The sequence below is a fragment of the Kluyvera sp. STS39-E genome (assembly GCF_040932435.1).
GTDB lineage: Bacteria > Pseudomonadota > Gammaproteobacteria > Enterobacterales > Enterobacteriaceae > Kluyvera.
Window position 1 is genome coordinate 96,233 of the sequence record NZ_JBFQGA010000005.1, and the last position, 16,025, is coordinate 112,257.

General features: G+C 54.8%; 15 protein-coding genes. 3 read left to right on the forward strand and 12 right to left on the reverse strand.

The window, feature by feature from the left end:
- Nucleotides 1-2 precede the first annotated feature (2 nt).
- Together glgB and asd are read right to left on the reverse strand one after the other, a co-directional pair.
- Nucleotides 3-2,189, reverse strand: a complete 2,187-nt coding sequence (glgB, locus tag AB4K05_RS12185; protein WP_368480233.1) for a 1,4-alpha-glucan branching enzyme — start codon at nt 2,187-2,189, stop codon at nt 3-5.
- Between the two features lie 251 nt (nt 2,190-2,440).
- Nucleotides 2,441-3,547, reverse strand: coding sequence for an aspartate-semialdehyde dehydrogenase (asd, locus tag AB4K05_RS12190; RefSeq protein ID WP_368480234.1), 1,107 nt, complete (start codon nt 3,545-3,547; stop codon nt 2,441-2,443).
- Nucleotides 3,548-3,779: 232 nt separating this feature from the next.
- Here asd and AB4K05_RS12195 point away from each other — a divergent pair, with 232 nt between their 5' ends.
- Nucleotides 3,780-4,373 carry a YhgN family NAAT transporter gene (locus AB4K05_RS12195; protein ID WP_062775611.1) on the forward strand — a complete coding sequence of 198 codons (594 nt, stop codon included), beginning with the start codon at nt 3,780-3,782 and terminating at the stop codon, nt 4,371-4,373.
- Nucleotides 4,374-4,463: 90 nt separating this feature from the next.
- Here the strand turns inward: AB4K05_RS12195 and gntU are convergent, their stop codons facing one another.
- The 5 genes from gntU to AB4K05_RS12220 form a co-directional block, all read right to left on the reverse strand.
- Nucleotides 4,464-5,804, reverse strand: a complete 1,341-nt coding sequence (gene gntU / locus AB4K05_RS12200) for a gluconate transporter (RefSeq protein ID WP_368480235.1) — start codon at nt 5,802-5,804, stop codon at nt 4,464-4,466.
- Nucleotides 5,801-6,334 carry a gluconokinase gene (gene gntK, locus AB4K05_RS12205; protein WP_368480236.1) on the reverse strand — a complete coding sequence of 178 codons (534 nt, stop codon included), beginning with the start codon at nt 6,332-6,334 and terminating at the stop codon, nt 5,801-5,803. Before gntK ends, gntU begins: the two co-directional genes overlap by 4 nt.
- Nucleotides 6,335-6,478: 144 nt before the next feature.
- Entirely contained in the window at nt 6,479-7,474 is a 996-nt protein-coding gene (gene gntR / locus AB4K05_RS12210; protein ID WP_368480237.1) for a gluconate operon transcriptional repressor GntR, read from the reverse strand.
- A 102-nt stretch (nt 7,475-7,576) separates the two neighbouring features.
- Nucleotides 7,577-8,272: a pirin family protein gene (locus AB4K05_RS12215; protein ID WP_368480238.1), complete on the reverse strand. Its 696-nt coding sequence runs from the start codon at nt 8,270-8,272 to the stop codon at nt 7,577-7,579.
- Nucleotides 8,273-8,398: 126 nt separating this feature from the next.
- Nucleotides 8,399-9,430, reverse strand: coding sequence for an oxidoreductase (locus tag AB4K05_RS12220; protein ID WP_368480239.1), 1,032 nt, complete (start codon nt 9,428-9,430; stop codon nt 8,399-8,401).
- A 266-nt stretch (nt 9,431-9,696) separates the two neighbouring features.
- On the opposite strand from AB4K05_RS12220, the gene yhhY reads away from it, so the two are divergent.
- Nucleotides 9,697-10,188: an N-acetyltransferase gene (yhhY, locus tag AB4K05_RS12225; protein ID WP_368480240.1), complete on the forward strand. Its 492-nt coding sequence runs from the start codon at nt 9,697-9,699 to the stop codon at nt 10,186-10,188.
- Nucleotides 10,189-10,295: 107 nt separating this feature from the next.
- Here the strand turns inward: yhhY and ggt are convergent, their stop codons facing one another.
- Nucleotides 10,296-12,032: a gamma-glutamyltransferase gene (gene ggt, locus AB4K05_RS12230; protein ID WP_368480560.1), complete on the reverse strand. Its 1,737-nt coding sequence runs from the start codon at nt 12,030-12,032 to the stop codon at nt 10,296-10,298.
- 123 nt (nt 12,033-12,155) lie between these two features.
- Between ggt and AB4K05_RS12235 the strand changes: the two genes are divergently transcribed.
- Nucleotides 12,156-12,479: a DUF2756 family protein gene (locus AB4K05_RS12235; RefSeq protein ID WP_368480241.1), complete on the forward strand. Its 324-nt coding sequence runs from the start codon at nt 12,156-12,158 to the stop codon at nt 12,477-12,479.
- On the opposite strand, the gene ugpQ is transcribed toward AB4K05_RS12235, so the two are convergent.
- The 4 genes from ugpQ to ugpA are packed head-to-tail and all read right to left on the reverse strand — an operon-like array spanning nt 12,476 to nt 16,015.
- Nucleotides 12,476-13,216, reverse strand: coding sequence for a glycerophosphodiester phosphodiesterase (gene ugpQ, locus AB4K05_RS12240; protein WP_368480242.1), 741 nt, complete (start codon nt 13,214-13,216; stop codon nt 12,476-12,478). The two genes, AB4K05_RS12235 and ugpQ, sit on opposite strands and share 4 nt — an antisense overlap.
- Nucleotides 13,213-14,283, reverse strand: a complete 1,071-nt coding sequence (locus AB4K05_RS12245; RefSeq protein ID WP_368480243.1) for a sn-glycerol-3-phosphate import ATP-binding protein UgpC — start codon at nt 14,281-14,283, stop codon at nt 13,213-13,215. Before AB4K05_RS12245 ends, ugpQ begins: the two co-directional genes overlap by 4 nt.
- 2 nt (nt 14,284-14,285) lie before the next feature.
- On the reverse strand, nt 14,286-15,131 hold the full coding sequence (gene ugpE, locus AB4K05_RS12250; RefSeq protein WP_368480244.1) for a sn-glycerol-3-phosphate ABC transporter permease UgpE: 846 nt from the start codon (nt 15,129-15,131) through the stop codon (nt 14,286-14,288).
- Nucleotides 15,128-16,015: a sn-glycerol-3-phosphate ABC transporter permease UgpA gene (gene ugpA, locus AB4K05_RS12255; RefSeq protein WP_368480245.1), complete on the reverse strand. Its 888-nt coding sequence runs from the start codon at nt 16,013-16,015 to the stop codon at nt 15,128-15,130. Before ugpA ends, ugpE begins: the two co-directional genes overlap by 4 nt.
- Nucleotides 16,016-16,025: the final 10 nt, after the last annotated feature.

Here is a 16,025-nt window from a genome sequence, read left to right on the forward strand (position 1 = left end):
GCTTAATCCCCTTCCCGCACCAGCCAGATAGTCGACAGCGGCGGCAGCGTCAGGTTGAGCGACTGGGCGCGACCGTGGCTAGCAATCTCATCGCTGTGTACCGTCCCACCGTTTCCGGCGTTGCTGCCGTGGTAGTGACCGGAGTCGGTATTTAGCACTTCACGCCAGCGGCCCGGCTGATTGATGCCGAAGCGATAATCGTGACGCGCCACCGGCGTAAAGTTGCTGACCACAATAATCTCGTTGCCCGCTTTGTCGCGACGAACAAAGGCAAACACCGAGCGCGCGCTGTCATCAACCACTAGCCATTCGAAGCCGTACGGGTCAAAGTCCAGTTCGTGCATCGCTCTGTGGTGGCGATAGGTATGGTTGAGGTCGCGCACCAGGCGCTGCACACCGTTGTGCCAATTGTCTTCGCCTTCCAGCAGGTGCCAGTCGAGACTACCGTCAAAGTTCCATTCACGGCCCTGAGCAAACTCCCCGCCCATAAACAACAGCTTTTTACCCGGGAACGCGAACATCCAGCCGTAGTAGGCGCGAAGGTTGGCAAATTTCTGCCACGCATCGCCCGGCATACGGTCGAGAATCGATTTTTTACCGTGAACCACTTCATCATGCGAAAGAGGCAACACGAAGTTTTCCGTGTAGTTGTACAGCATGCCGAAGGTCATTTTGTCGTGGTGATACTGGCGGTGAATCGGATCAAGCTTCATATAGTCTAGGGTGTCGTGCATCCAGCCCATGTTCCACTTGTACCAAAACCCTAGGCCACCCATATCGGTCGGGCGAGACACGCCGGCAAAGTCGGTCGACTCTTCCGCCATGGTGACCGCACCCGGCACCTGTTCGCCCAACACGCGGTTGGTGCTGCGCAGGAACTCGATGGCTTCGAGGTTTTCACGGCCGCCGAATTCATTGGGGATCCACTCTCCGTCTTTACGAGAGTAGTCGCGGTAAATCATTGACGCCACCGCATCCACGCGCAGGGCATCGATACCGAAACGCTCTACCCAGTACAGCGCGTTACCGACGAGGAAATTGCTCACTTCACGGCGGCCGTAGTTGTAAATCAGGGTATTCCAGTCCTGATGATAGCCTTCGCGCGGATCGCTATGCTCGTACAGGTTGGTGCCGTCAAATTCCGCCAGCGCGAAGTCATCCGATGGGAAATGCCCTGGCACCCAGTCAAGAATGACGCTCAGGCCAGCGGCATGCGCAGCGTTGATAAAGTAGCGGAAGTCTTCGCGAGTACCGAAGCGGCGAGTCGGCGCGTACAGCCCGGTCGGCTGATAGCCCCAGCTACCGTCAAATGGATGCTCATTAATCGGCAGCAGTTCAAGGTGGGTGAAGCCCATCCACTTGGCGTATGGCACCAGCTCATCCGCCAGCTCGCGGTAGCTCAGCCAGAAGTTGTTGTCGGTATGGCGTCGCCAGGAGCCGAGGTGGACTTCATAAATGGAGATAGGTGCGTCAAATTGGTTGGCTTTTTTGCGCGCTTCGCTCTGCTCTACTTTTGCGGGAAGACCGCAAATGAGCGAGGCAGTATCGGGACGCATCTGTGCTTCAAAGGCGTAAGGATCGGCCTTCACCCGCAGCGTCCCGTTTGCATCGATCATCTCAAACTTGTAGAGCTGACCGTTATGCGCGCCGGGAATAAACAGCTCCCAAATCCCCGACTCACGGCGCAGACGCATGGGATGGCGACGGCCGTCCCAGTAGTTGAATTGACCGACAACTGAGACGCGATGCGCGTTCGGTGCCCAGACGGCAAAGCGTGTGCCGGTGACGCCGTCCATCGTATCCGCATGCGCGCCCAGCGTTTCGTAAGGGCGTAAATGGGTACCTTCAGACAGCAGCCATGCGTCCATTTCTTGGAGCAGCGGGCCAAAACTATAGGGATCGTCAATCAGATTCTGTTGCCCATGCCAGACAACAGCCAACTGATAACGGAAGAAATTTTTACGACGCGGCAGAATACCGCAAAAGAAACCGCGAGCGTCAACGCACTCCAGCTTGCCGATTTTACGCCCGGTTTTCGGCTCAATAACCCAAACGTCGGTCGCGTCGGGCAGTAACGCCCGGACCTCCAGTCCTGAGTCCGTTCGGTGCATCCCCAGTACGGAAAAAGGATCCGCAAAATGGCCTGCAATCAGCGCGTTAATCACGTCTCTATCAATACGATCGGACATGCTTCATCATCCTTAGTTTTTGTATCGCCCCAATCCACTGTAAATGGCGACATTTGTGACCCGAACGGTGCGGCACAAAGTAGAGTGCTCTCTCGACCCCGCTCAACCTTCAGTCAAGGTAATAGACCTTGATTAAAGCATAGCCAACGCTTTACCTGACTCCTGAGAGAAAATTAAACATAACTGCGCTTACTCCTTGTATTACGCAAAAAAAAGGAGTGGTCCACCACCCCTTATCAATGAACAAATGTTTACGCCAACTGGCGTAACATCCGGCGCAGCGGCTCCGCAGCGCCCCATAAAAGCTGGTCACCTACGGTGAATGCGGACAGATACTCTGGCCCCATATTCAGCTTACGCAGACGGCCAACCGGCGTGGTTAGAGTGCCGGTCACCGCTGCTGGCGTTAATTCACGCATGGTGATTTCACGATCGTTTGGTACCACTTTCGCCCACGGGTTGTGCGCTGCCAGCAATTCCTCAACGGTTGTAAGGGAAATATCTTTTTTCAATTTCAGGGTGAACGCCTGGCTGTGGCAGCGCAGCGCACCGACGCGCACGCACAGACCATCCACCGGAATCACCGATGAGGTGGCGAGAATTTTGTTGGTCTCGGCCTGGCCTTTCCACTCTTCACGGCTCTGGCCGTTATCAAGCTGTTTGTCGATCCACGGGATCAGGCTACCTGCCAGCGGAACACCAAAGTTGTCCACCGCCAGGTCACCGCTGCGAGTCAGCGTGGTGACTTTACGTTCGATATCAAGAATGGCAGATGCCGGGTCAGCCAGTTCGCTGGCAACGTGATGATGCAGCTGGCCCATCTGGGTCAACAGTTCACGCATATGGCGTGCGCCGCCGCCGGAGGCTGCCTGATAGGTGGCAACGGACGCCCACTCGACGAGGTCGTTAGCAAACAGGCCGCCGAGCGACATCAGCATCAGGCTGACGGTACAGTTGCCGCCAACGAAGGTTTTAATACCGGAGTTGAGACCGTCGGTGATCACCTGTTGGTTCACCGGGTCGAGAATAATAATGGCGTCATCTTTCATACGCAGTGAGGAGGCCGCATCAATCCAATAACCCTGCCAACCGCTTTCACGAAGCTTTGGATAGATTTCGTTGGTATAATCGCCGCCCTGACAGGTGACAATAATGTCGAGCGCCTTCAGCGCTTCAAGATCGAAAGCATCCTGAAGCGTACCTCCCGTGGAGCCGCCGAATGCTGGCGCAGCTTGTCCAAGCTGGGAAGTAGAGAAGAAAACTGGGCGAATGGCGTCAAAATCGCGCTCTTCTACCATGCGCTGCATGAGTACAGAGCCGACCATTCCGCGCCAGCCGATAAAACCAACATTTTTCATAGCGTATTTTCCTGCAGATATGTGTGCTGTTTATGCTTGCCAGTCCCACTGACATCCCTTCACATTACAAAAAGCAGCTAAAGTCGCAAGTGAAATTAATCAATGATTGCGTCGCAATCAGAAATGCAACTTATTCCCCCGTCTCTGGGGGCACATTTGCCCTTGTCATAATCCGTGATAAGGGTGATGCGTAAAGCAGAAAGTCATTAACGATTATCAGGGAATTTGAGTAATGAGTGATATCTTTTCCGCCGCTGTTTTATTGATCCTGATTATGGATCCACTGGGAAATTTGCCCATTTTTATGTCAGTGCTAAAACACACGGAACCCAAGCGCCGCAAGGCGATCATGATACGTGAGCTTTTAATCGCACTTCTACTGATGCTCATTTTCCTCTTCGCCGGGGAAAAGATTCTCGCGTTTTTAAACCTGAGGGCCGAGACGGTTTCCATCTCCGGCGGCATTATTTTGTTCCTGATTGCCATTAAGATGATTTTCCCCAGCGCCACCGGCAACAGCTCTGGCCTGCCTGCGGGCGAAGAACCATTTATTGTGCCGCTAGCGATCCCGCTGGTCGCCGGACCGACGCTTTTGGCAACGCTGATGCTGCTGTCGCATCAGTATCCTAATAATCTGTCGCATCTGGTGATTGCGCTGCTGATTGCCTGGGGCGGTACGGTGGTGATTTTGCTGCAGTCGTCGTTGTTCCTACGTCTGCTGGGGGAGAAAGGTGTTAACGCGTTAGAGCGTCTGATGGGATTGATTCTGGTCATGATGGCGACCCAGATGTTCCTGGACGGCATTCGGATGTGGATGAAGGGATAAAAACAATTTGGCCGGGCAATTGCCCGGCCAAATATCATCGGTAGGCCGGATAAGGCGTTTACGCCGCCATCCGGCAATGTAGACGGTGCATCAGCTTAATAGCGTGAAGGCAATCATACCGACAATCGCGCCTACCGTGCCCAAGATGGTTTCCATCATGGTCCAGGTTTTCAGCGTCTGCGCTTCGGTCGCGCCGGTAAATTTACCGAACAGCCAGAAGCCAGCATCGTTCACGTGGCTCACCACGATAGAACCGCCGCCGATACAAATAGACAGTGCCGCCAGTTGCGCACCGTTGTAATGCAGTTGTTCAATCACCGGCATCACCAGACCTACCGCGGTCAAGCAAGCAACCGTCGCAGAACCCTGAATGATACGTACCGCAGCGGCCAGAATGAAGCAGGTCAGCGCGATAGGCAGGCCCATCCCGGTTAATGCTTCACCCAACGCAGGACCAACACCGGAATCAACCAAAACCTGTTTGAACACACCGCCAGCACCAATCACCAGCAGAATGATACCCGCAGGCTGCAGCGCGTGGCCGCAGATTTCCATCACTTTGTCTTTTGCCATGCCCTGACGGAACGCCAGACCATAAATCGCCACCAGACAGGCAACCAGAATCGCGGTGAACGGGTGACCAATAAATTCAAACCACTGATAGGTTTCTGAATCCACCGGCACAAAGCGCGCAGCAACTGTTTTCAGACCCACCAGCACCAGCGGCAGCAGGATCAGTGACAGGCTGAAGCCGAACGATGGCATTTTGCCTTCGCCGAGATGTGGCTCGGTGATGTCGTCAGGAATATTCAGTTCAACGTAACGGCTGATAAAGTTGCCCCACAGCGGTCCGGCAATAATCATCCCCGGGATTGCCGCGCACAGGCCAATCAGAATCATCCAGCCGAAATCTGCGTGCATTTGGGAAGCCAGCAGCATCGGTGCAGGCCCTGGCAGCAGGAATGCCGCCGCCGCAGCGACGCCCGCAAACAGAGGGATCACGAGCTTCACCAGGTTAGTCCCGGTGTGGCGTGCCATCGAGAACGCAACGCTAATCAGCAGTACGATAGCCACTTCGAAGAACAGCGGCAGCGCACAGATAAGACCGGCAATACCGATCGCGTAGTGCGCACGGCTGTTGCCGAACGATTTCAGCATTTTGACGGCAATCTGATCGACCGCGCCGGTTTCATGCAAAATCTTGCCGAACATCGCGCCAAGCGCGACCACAATCGCCAGGAATCCCAGCGTACCACCCATGCCTTTTTCCATGGTTTCCGCGATTTTAATCAGCGGCATACCGGAGAAAAGACCGGCACCAATAGAAACCACCATCAAAGCCAAGAAGGCGTGCATACGCGCCTTCATGACTAAAAACAGCAGCAGGACAACGGAGCCCACTGCCGTTAAAACTAACGATAAAGTTGTCACGCGTTACGGCCTTTGTTAATTACATCAATCGTGCTGTCGATAACACCATCCAGCGGCTGATCGATATCAACCACCAGCACGTCACGCTCTTCAGCGCCCGGCTCTTGCAGCGTTTCAAACTGGGTAACTAGCATCTGCGTTTTGAAGAAATGACCTTTACGCGCCTTCAGGCGGCTTTCAATCACTTCAAAATCACCTTTCAGATAGACGAAAGAAAGATTCGGGTTACCTTCACGCAGAATGTCGCGGTACGCTTTTTTCAGCGCAGAGCAGACAATCAGCGACACTTTATTGGTACGTTGCATGGCAAATGCTGCGTCATTCAACGCTTGAAGCCATGGTTTGCGGTCATCATCGTTCAGCGGCTCGCCGGAAGACATCTTGACGATATTGCTGCGCGGGTGCAGGAAATCGCCATCAAGAAATGCCGCATTCAGGCGATGCGCGACTTCGCTAGCAACGGCAGATTTACCGCTGCCGGATACGCCCATCAGTACATAGACGTGGTGATCGTGGTTAGTCGTGCTCAAGGCGTCCTCCTGTTGGGCACCAAATTGTTACGGGTAACTGTTATCGGTAACATTGTCCGGCCGCACAAGTGGATAAGCAATAACCATTCGTGCCGGAAGTGAATTCGAAGTGAATATGTGTGATCTAGTTCAAATTTGTTAGGGCTAAATAGAACCGCCCGGTGACAAAGTGAAACCTAAATCTAACATTTTCGGCGTAACTGATTCACCGCGAATGCGCGCGAGCAGCCGCTCTGCGCCAATGCGCCCCATACGTTCACGCGGGGTCAGCACGCTGGCAAGACGCGGTTCCATAACCTGGCCAATGTCATGGCCGTGGAAACCGGCAATCGCAATATCGTCGGGAATTTTCAGCCCCAGGCGCTGGCACTCAAACGCCGCGCCAACCGCTAGGTCATCGTTGGTACAAAAGATGCCATCCAGTTGGGAGAATTCGCGTCGCGCCTGACGCATCAGTTCAATACCGGAGGTATAAGAAGAGGACTGCTCCACCATCACGCTGTACGGCGTGAGGCCAGCGTCGAGCATCGCCTGTTCGTAGCCTTTCTGTTTGATGATAGTACGTTCATCAAGACGCGCCCCTAAATAGGCAATGTGACGATGGCCGCGGGCGATAATCGCCGCCGTCATCTGGCGCGCCGCCTCGAAGTTGTCAAAGCCCACGGCAATATCCAGACACGGGGATTGACTGTCCATCAGCTCCACCACGGGGATCCCGGCGACTTCAATCATCTTCAGGGTGCGAGGAGTATGGGTACGTTCGGTGAGAATAAGGCCGTCGATATTCCATGAAAGCATGGACTCCAGACGTTCCTGCTCCATCTCCGGCTTATAGCCGTAGTGCGCCAACATGGTCTGGTAGCCATAAGCATCGGTTACGCTTTCCACGCCACGCAGCACTTCTGCGAAGACCTGGTTGGTTAATGACGGCAGCAGCACGCCAATTGCGCGACTGGTGGAGTTGGAAAGGATGTCGGGAGCGCGGTTAGGGATGTAACCCAGATCATCAAGAGCCACCGCAATTTTTCCGCGCAGCGCCTCGGAAACCTGTTCCGGGTTGCGTAAAAAACGGCTTACCGTCATTTTGGTCACGCCAACGCGATCCGCGACATCCTGAAGTACGGGTCTTTTCTTTTTCATCGTCCAGAGGCAAACAAAAGTGAAATATTGCTGAAGTTTACCACGGAGATGACGCAACCTCCCCGCCAGATTGGGGAGGTTGTACTATTTATTTAAGGCGGATCAAACTGGAGGCAGATCGAAGAGCAAAATTTCACTTTCGCTGTCCGCATGCACCGAAATTGCCTGCTCATCCCAGATAGCCAAGCCATCGCTGGTGGTCGCTTTCGTACCATTGATGCTCACTTCACCTTTCACCACCTGGATCCAGACGCGGCGGTCGGCGGAGATCTGGTGAACCGACTGTTCGCCTTTTGCCAGCGCCCAACGGTACAGCTCCATATCCTGATACACCTTCAGCGAACCGTCACGCGCGTCCGGTGACAGCACCAGCTGTTTGCCCTGCTCGGCGTCAAAGCGACGCTGTTCATAGCGCGGCGTGATGCCCGTTGTTTCTGGAATGATCCAGATCTGGTACAGATGCAGTTTGTCGGTGGCGCTTGGGTTGTACTCGGAGTGACGTACGCCGGTGCCGGCACTCATAATCTGGAACTCACCCGCCGGAACCTGCTCTTTGTTACCCATGCTGTCCTGGTGCTCCACGGCGCCTTCCAGAACATAAGTCAGGATTTCCATGTCTTTGTGCGGGTGAGTGCCGAAGCCCTGACCAGCATCAATCACGTCATCGTTAATGACGCGCAGCGCGGAGAATCCCATAAAATTCGGGTCGTAATAGTCAGCAAAAGAGAAGGTATGCCAAGAATCCAGCCAACCATGATTTGCGTGACCACGTTCGTTTGCTTTACGTAAGAAAATCATTTGCTACCCCCTCATGTTTTCGATGAAACAAGTTTGGACGTAAACGGCTTGGGATGATAGTGGGTGAAAATTGACGCCTCTAGTCAAAAAATATGAACAAGACGAGAGGCGCAAATAGTGTCGACTTTAGAGGGTCACGGTGGCTGGAGATGGCTGGGCAAAGCCGCGTTCAAGGATCTCCATGTTGGTCAGAGCATCAGTTTCACTGACGAAGTTTTCGCAGCCGTTGACGATGGTGTCGTACAGCGCATCGTACACCCGTCCGTAGTCACCGGTTTCGACGGCAATCTCTTCACGGATGGTATTCCCTTCGTTATCGACGTATTCCAACAGGCCAACGCTGCTATCGGCACCAAAACCCGGGTCGCCCGGCATGATATAGGCCTTCAGACTGGTTTCCTGCTGGTCGATACCGTATTTGATAAATGAGCCCTTATGGCCGTGAACGATGAATTTCGGATATTCAAGCTTCACCAAATGGCTGCTTTTGACGATCGCTTTTAGGTCGCCGTAGAACAGCTGCGCCTCAAAGGTATCATCCGGATTGGCCTTGTTGCGTAGATGGCGAATATCGTAAGACACCTGCTGAGGGCGGCCAAACAGCGAGATGATTTGATCCATCGTATGTACACCAAGACCGTAGAACACACCATCCTGCGGCAGACCCGGCTTGCCGCCATCGACCGGACGGTAGCTGTCGAAGTGGTTTTCAATTTCCACAATCTGCCCCAGCTTACCGCTCTCGATAACCTTTTTAACCGTCAGGAAGCAAGAGTCAAAGCGGCGGTTCTGGTACGGAGAAATGGTTAACCCTTTGCTTTTTGCCAACGCAAACAAGGCTTTTGCCTCGGCAAGCGTCGGGGTGAATGGCTTTTCGACTAGCACGTTCTTACCCGCTTCCAGCGCCTGTTTTGCATATTCAAAGTGGCTATCAGCATGGGTGCACACCACCACCAGCTTCACCTGCGGGTCTTGCAGAATGTCGTCCAACTCACTGGTGAAGTGGATATGGGCGTACTGCGGGAGCTGTTCGTCCGCTTTTGGGCTACGGCGATAGATGTGCGCCACATGCCAATCGGCTTTACGGTGCAAAACATACGGAAGGTGGTAACGCGTGGCGCTTTTGCCAAAGCCAATGAAGGCACAGTGTAGGGTCATGGTTCAGTCCTTTTGAAATGGTTGCTGAACACCATAGCGTAACTGCAGACAAAAAAAAGCCAGCGTTAAGCTGGCTAAAGTAATACTGGAAGCAATGTGAGCAATGTCGTGCTTTCAGAAGCTCCGCAAGGACGCCCTGAATGCAGGACAATAATAATCATTCTCATTCGCACTTGTCCATCATTTTTTGCAAAAAAAGCTAATTGACGCACGTTTCGAAATCAATAATGTTAAAGAGGACTTTTAACCGCAAAAGGAAATGAAGAATGAGTGACATAGCGATCCGCCATGCCGAAGCCAGCGATTACGACGCAATCCGTCAAATCCACGCCCAGCCGGAGGTGTACCACAACACGCTACAGGTTCCTCATCCTTCAAGCCATATGTGGGAAGAACGTCTAGCCGACCGTCCTGGCGTTAAACAACTGGTAGCCTGCATTGACGGGCAGGTTGTGGGACATCTTACCATCGACGTTGCCCAACGCCCGCGCCGCAGCCACGTCGCCGATTTTGGTATTTCCGTTGATTCCCGCTGGCAAAATCGCGGCGTCGCCAGCGCACTGATTCGCACCATGATAGACATGTGCGATAACTGGCTGCGCGTCGATCGCATCGAATTGACCGTGTTTGTGGATAACGCCCCCGCAGTGGCGGTGTATCAGAAACATGGATTTGAGATTGAAGGCACGGGCCGCAAGTATGGCCTGCGCAACGGCGAGTATGTGGATGCGTACTTTATGGCACGAGTGAAGGGGTGACCCTCACCCCGGCCCTCTCCCTAGAAGGGAGAGGGGGAAGACAATCTCACCCACCGCACTTAACGGTCCCCTCTCCCTTTCAGAGAGAGGGTTAGGGTGATGGTAAACTAAAACCCCGCCGTTAAATCTCCAGGTGAACGCGGGTCAGATGCGCCATACAGCGTGCCGTCCGGCCCCACCATAATGCTTTGCGTGCTGCCCATCGCCTCTTTCAGCACCACTTTCTGCCCCTTTTCTTCCAGCAGCTTTATGGTATCCGGGCTAAAGCCCTTCTCCACCCTCAGCTCGTCCGGCAGCCACTGATGGTGGAAACGCGGCGCGTTAGTGGCTTCCGCCACGTTCATCCCAAAGTCGACGGTATTCACCACCATTTGCAGCACTGTCGTGATGATACGGCTGCCACCAGGGCTACCGGTCACCAGCCAGGTTTTGCCGTCTTTGACCACAATCGTTGGCGACATCGATGACAGCGGACGTTTTTTCGGCCCCACCGCGTTGGCATCACCGCCGACCAGCCCATAGACATTCGGCACGCCAGGCTTGGCCGAGAAGTCATCCATTTCATTGTTCATCAGAATGCCCGTATTCCCCGCCACAATGCCGGTGCCGAAAACGGTATTCAGCGTATAGGTCACCGCGACCGCATTGCCGTCCTTATCCACCACGGAGAAATGCGTGGTCTGGTTGCTCTCATACGGCGCCAGCTTGCCGGGCTTAATCTCGCTAGACGGTTTGGCCTTATTGAGATCAATCTCTCCGGCAATCGATTTGGCGTAGGCTTTGCTGGTCAGCGCCTGCCACGGCACCTTCACAAAATCCGGGTCGCCGAGATATTCCGAGCGGTCGGCGTAGGCGTGTTTCTCCGCTTCCGCCATCACCTGCATGGCGTCGGCGCTGCCGAAGCCGTATTTATGCAGGTCAAAATTTTCAAGGATATTGAGGATTTGCACGATATGAATGCCGCCGGAAGACGGTGGCGGCATGGAAAACACCTCATAACCACGGTATTTCCCGCCAATAGGCGTACGTTCAACCGCCTTGTAGTTTGCCAGATCGGCTTTGCTCATCAGGCCGCCGTTATTGTGCATCTCGTCGGCAATCTGAGCGGCGATTTCCCCTTTATAGAATGCATCCGGCCCGCTCTGCGCAATTAAGGTCAGGCTTTTTGCCAAATTTGCCTGTACCAGTTTATCGCCCTTCTCCAGCGGTTCGCCGTCTTTCCAGAAAATGGCTTTGCTGTTGGCGTGGTTTGGCAGCACTTCACTGCCATAGGTTTTCAGATCGTCGGCCAGCGCATCGTTAACCACAAAACCGTCCTGCGCCAGCTTAATTGCGGGCTGAATAACGGTATTTAGCGGCAGCGTGCCGTACTTTTCCAGCGCCAGTGAAAAGCCCGCGACGGTGCCCGGCGTGCCGGAGGCGAGATGTGAGGTCAGCGATTTTTTGCTATCCGGATTCCCCTGATCGTCTAGGAACATATCGCGGCTTGCCTGCTCAGGCGCCATTTCGCGGAAGTCTATCGCTGTCGTTTTGCCGTCTTTGGTGCGCAGCATCATAAAACCACCGCCGCCAAGATTTCCCGCTTGCGGATGCGTAACCGCCAGCGCATAGCCAACGGCTACCGCCGCATCGACGGCATTGCCGCCCTGACGCAGAATATCGACCCCCACCTGCGTCGCCAACCCATCGACCGAGGCCACCATGCCCTGACGGGCGCGAACCGGATGGAAGACATCTTCTTCTACGCCATAAGAAACCGGCGGCGGTGCGGAAATGGCGCTAAAACAGCTTCCTGCGAGCAGGGCAGCAAGCGCCACCCGGCATAAAAATGACGGCTTTATCATCAGCATAATTCTCCAGAGTATTGGGGGAAGCCCCGCATTAAGCCTGGTTCATAATGCTGAAATAATCCTCGTTATGGCTGGAAAGGAGTAAACTTAAGGAATCCCCTAAAAGGAGGAAAGACGATGAAACGACTATTGATTCTCGCGGCACTGCTGCCGTTCACCGCGCTTGCCGCGCCGCTTAATGTCGACAATAACCCAAACCAGCCGGGTTATGAGATCCCCAGCCAGCAGCGGATGCAGTCGCGAATGCTAAACCAACAGCAGCAAAATAAAGGAATGCTGAATCAACAGCTTAAGGTGCAGACGCAGCAACAGCAGCAGCATCTGCAAAATCAGATGAACAACAACCAACAGCGTATTCAGCAAACGCAGCCTGGCATGCTGAACACGCCGAGCACGAAGCCTGTTGCCCCTCGCAACGGCGACATGCTGAAGCAGTATTAGGGCTGGAAGTTCGGGCCAATCACATCAATCGCATCGGTACAGATGCTGTTAACGCCCCAGCGTAAAAGCTCTGCTGCGCGCTGGGGATTATTCACCGTATACACCAGAATCTTCAGCCCGGCCTCGTGCAGCGCATTGACTCGCGCTTCATCCAGCAGGCGGTGATTAAGGTGAATAGACACGCAGCCCAAACGTGTCGTCAACTCGCGCCAATCATCGCGCCACTCATCGAGCAGTAAACCACGCGGCAGCTCCGGTGCGGCAAGTTGGGCGGCTTCTAGCGCATCAATTTCAAATGATGATAATAGCGGCGGCGTCATGTCGGCCCACAGTTCACGGGCGGCCAACGCCACCACTTTGCCGGTCAGCGGCCCGGTGCCGGTGGTCGGTTTAATTTCAATATTTGCCATCATGCCGTGCTGGCGGCAGCGTTCCGCCACCTGAGAGAGCAGCGGTAACGGTTCGCCCTTAAAGCCGCTGCTAAACCAGCTTCCCGCATCTACCCGCAGCAGATCCTGCCAGCTCAATTCCCCGGCCACGCCCCAGCCATTGCTGGTGCGTTCGAGGTTGTCATCATGCAGCAAAAAAATCTGCCCATCTTTCGATAGCTTAGCGTCAAACTCGATCATCGTATGACCGTAGTGCGCGCCAGCATCAATCGCCGCGAGGGTATTTTCCGGTGCCAGTTTACCGCCGCCACGGTGGGCGACGATGTGGGGATAAGGCCAGTTATTCATACGCGTAGTCCTGTTTCACCTTCAAAGAGATGCAGGTGTTCATCCGGCAGATGCAGCCACAGCGTGGTGCCTGCATTGGGGCGTAGCTGGTGCGGCAGACGAACCACCATTTTCTGCTCACCAAAACGTCCGTGCGCTAGGTTATCAGCACCTAAAATTTCCAGCGTATCGACCACCATCGGCACGCCGTTTTCCGCCTGCGAGCTTAGCGCAATATGTTCCGGGCGCAAACCCAGCGTCATGCGACGTCCGGCAAATTCACGACGCGCCTGCGGCAGAGGCAGTTGCATACCGTTCGCCAGCACAAAGCGGGAGCCAGAATCATCCATTTGCCCATCCAGCAGGTTCATCGCCGGGCTACCGATAAAGCTTGCCACAAAGCGGCTGGCTGGCTTTTCATACACTTCCACCGGGGTTCCTATCTGCTCGGCAATCCCTTTGTTCATCACCATCACCCGCTGGGCAAGGGTCATCGCCTCGACCTGATCGTGGGTAACGTACAGCGAGGTGGTTTTCAGGCGGCGGTGAAGATGTTGCAGTTCGAGGCGCATCTGCACGCGCAGCTTGGCATCGAGGTTCGACAGCGGTTCATCAAACAGGAACACCGCCGGATCACGGACGATGGCGCGCCCCATCGCCACGCGCTGACGCTGGCCGCCGGATAGCTCCCGCGGGCGGCGTTTTAGCAGGCCATCTAGCTCAAGAATCCGCGCTGCTTCCTGCACCTTCTCGGCAATGTGCGCCTTGCCCATGCCGCGAATTTTCAGCCCCCAGGCCATGTTCTCTTCCACGCTCATGTGCGGGTAGAGTGCGTAGTTCTGAAACACCATCGCAATACCGCGATCTTTCGGCTCCATTTCGGTGACGCGCTTGCGGTCAATCCAGATGTCGCCGCTGGTCACACGCTCCAGCCCGGCTACCATTCGCAGCAGGGTTGATTTACCGCAGCCCGACGGGCCGACCATCACAATGAATTCCCCATCCGCCACGTCCAGCGTCAGCGGTTGGATAACCTGGGTTTTGCCGTCCCAGCTTTTGGTTACTGCCTGTAGTTTTAAACCAGCCATTTTTATTTCTCACTATCGACCAGGCCACGCACAAACGCGCGCTGCATGGCTAAAACGATGACAACCGGAGGGATAAGCGTCAGCAGCATCGCTGCCATCACCTGGTTCCATTGCGTGGTGCCTTCACCGGTAGCGATCATCCCTTTGATGCCCGCCACGGCGGTGCCGAGGTTCACGTCGGTGATAATTAACAGCGGCCACAGATACTGGTTCCAGCCGTAGATAAAGGTAATCACGAACAGCGCCGCCAGATTGGTTTTCGACAGCGGCAGCACGATGTCGCGGAAAAAGCGCATCGGTGACGCACCATCAATGCGCGCCGCTTCAATCAGCTCGTCCGGCAGGGTCATAAAGAACTGACGGAACAGGAAGGTGGCGGTAGCGGACGCCATCAGCGGTAGCGTCAGGCCAGCGTAACTGTCGAGCATCTTCAGGTTGGCAATCACTTCCACCGTCGGGAAGATGCGCACCTCAACCGGCAGCATCAGGGTGATAAAGATCATCCAGAAGAACAGATTACGCAGCGGGAAGCGGAACCAGACAATGGCGAAAGCCGAGAGCATCGACACCGCGATTTTGCCGACGGTAATGGCAAAGGCCATGATGAAGCTGTTGAGCATCATCAACCAGAACGGCGCGCTGTTGGCCCCCACGCCGTTGACCCAAATCGCTTTCATATTTTCAAACAGATGGCCGCCGGGGATCAGCGTCATCGGTGTTTCAAACACCGCTTTGTTATCCAGCGTCGCCGCGGTAAACGCGACGTACAGCGGGAATAAAATCACCACAATCCCGAGGATCAACATGGTGTGGCTGAATATCGTCAGCCCGCGACGGTTCTCAATCATTGGTAGCGCACCTTTCTTTCCACGTAGCGGAACTGCACCACGGTCAGGATGATGACGAGGAACATCAGCACTACCGACTGCGCGGCGGAGGCCGAGAGATCCAGCCCGGCAAAGCCTTCGCGGTAAATCTTGTAGATAAGCGTGGTAGTGGCCTGCACCGGCCCGCCGGCGGTCGCGGCGTCAATCACCGGGAAGGTGTCGAAGAAGGCGTACACAAGGTTCACCACCAGCAGGAAGAAGCTCACCGGCGCAATCAGCGGCAGCGCCAGCTTGAAGAAGCGGCGAATGGGGCCAGCACCGTCAATCGCGGCGGCTTCCACCAGCGAGCGAGGTATGGATTGCAGCGCGGCGAAGAAGAACAGGAAGTTGTAACTTATCTGCTTCCACACTGAAGCAAAGACCACCAAGAACATCGCCTGTCCACTGTTTTGCGCGTGGTTCCAGTCATAGCCGAATTCACCGAGGAAATGGGTAATCAACCCGCGTCCGGGGTTAAATAAGAAGATCCACAGCACGGCAGCGACGGCATGCGCGACGGCGTAAGGCAGCAACATCAGCGTCTGATACAGACGGCTGCCGCGCACCACGTAATCCACCAGCGCGGCAAAGAACAGCGACACCAACAGGCCGCTAATCGTTACCATGGCGCTGAATTTGATAGTCGTCCAGAAGGAATCGAGGTAGTAGCTGTCGTGGAACAGCGTGACGAAGTTATCTAGGCCGACAAACTGGCTGGATAGACCAAAGGGGTCAACGCTTTGCAGCGAATACCACAGCGCTTCGCCAGCGGGCCAGATAAAGAAGATAACGGTGATAATCAGCTGCGGGGCAACCAATGCATAGGGCAGCCAGCGGGATTTAAACACCGGACGGGATGATGACATGAAGGTTTTA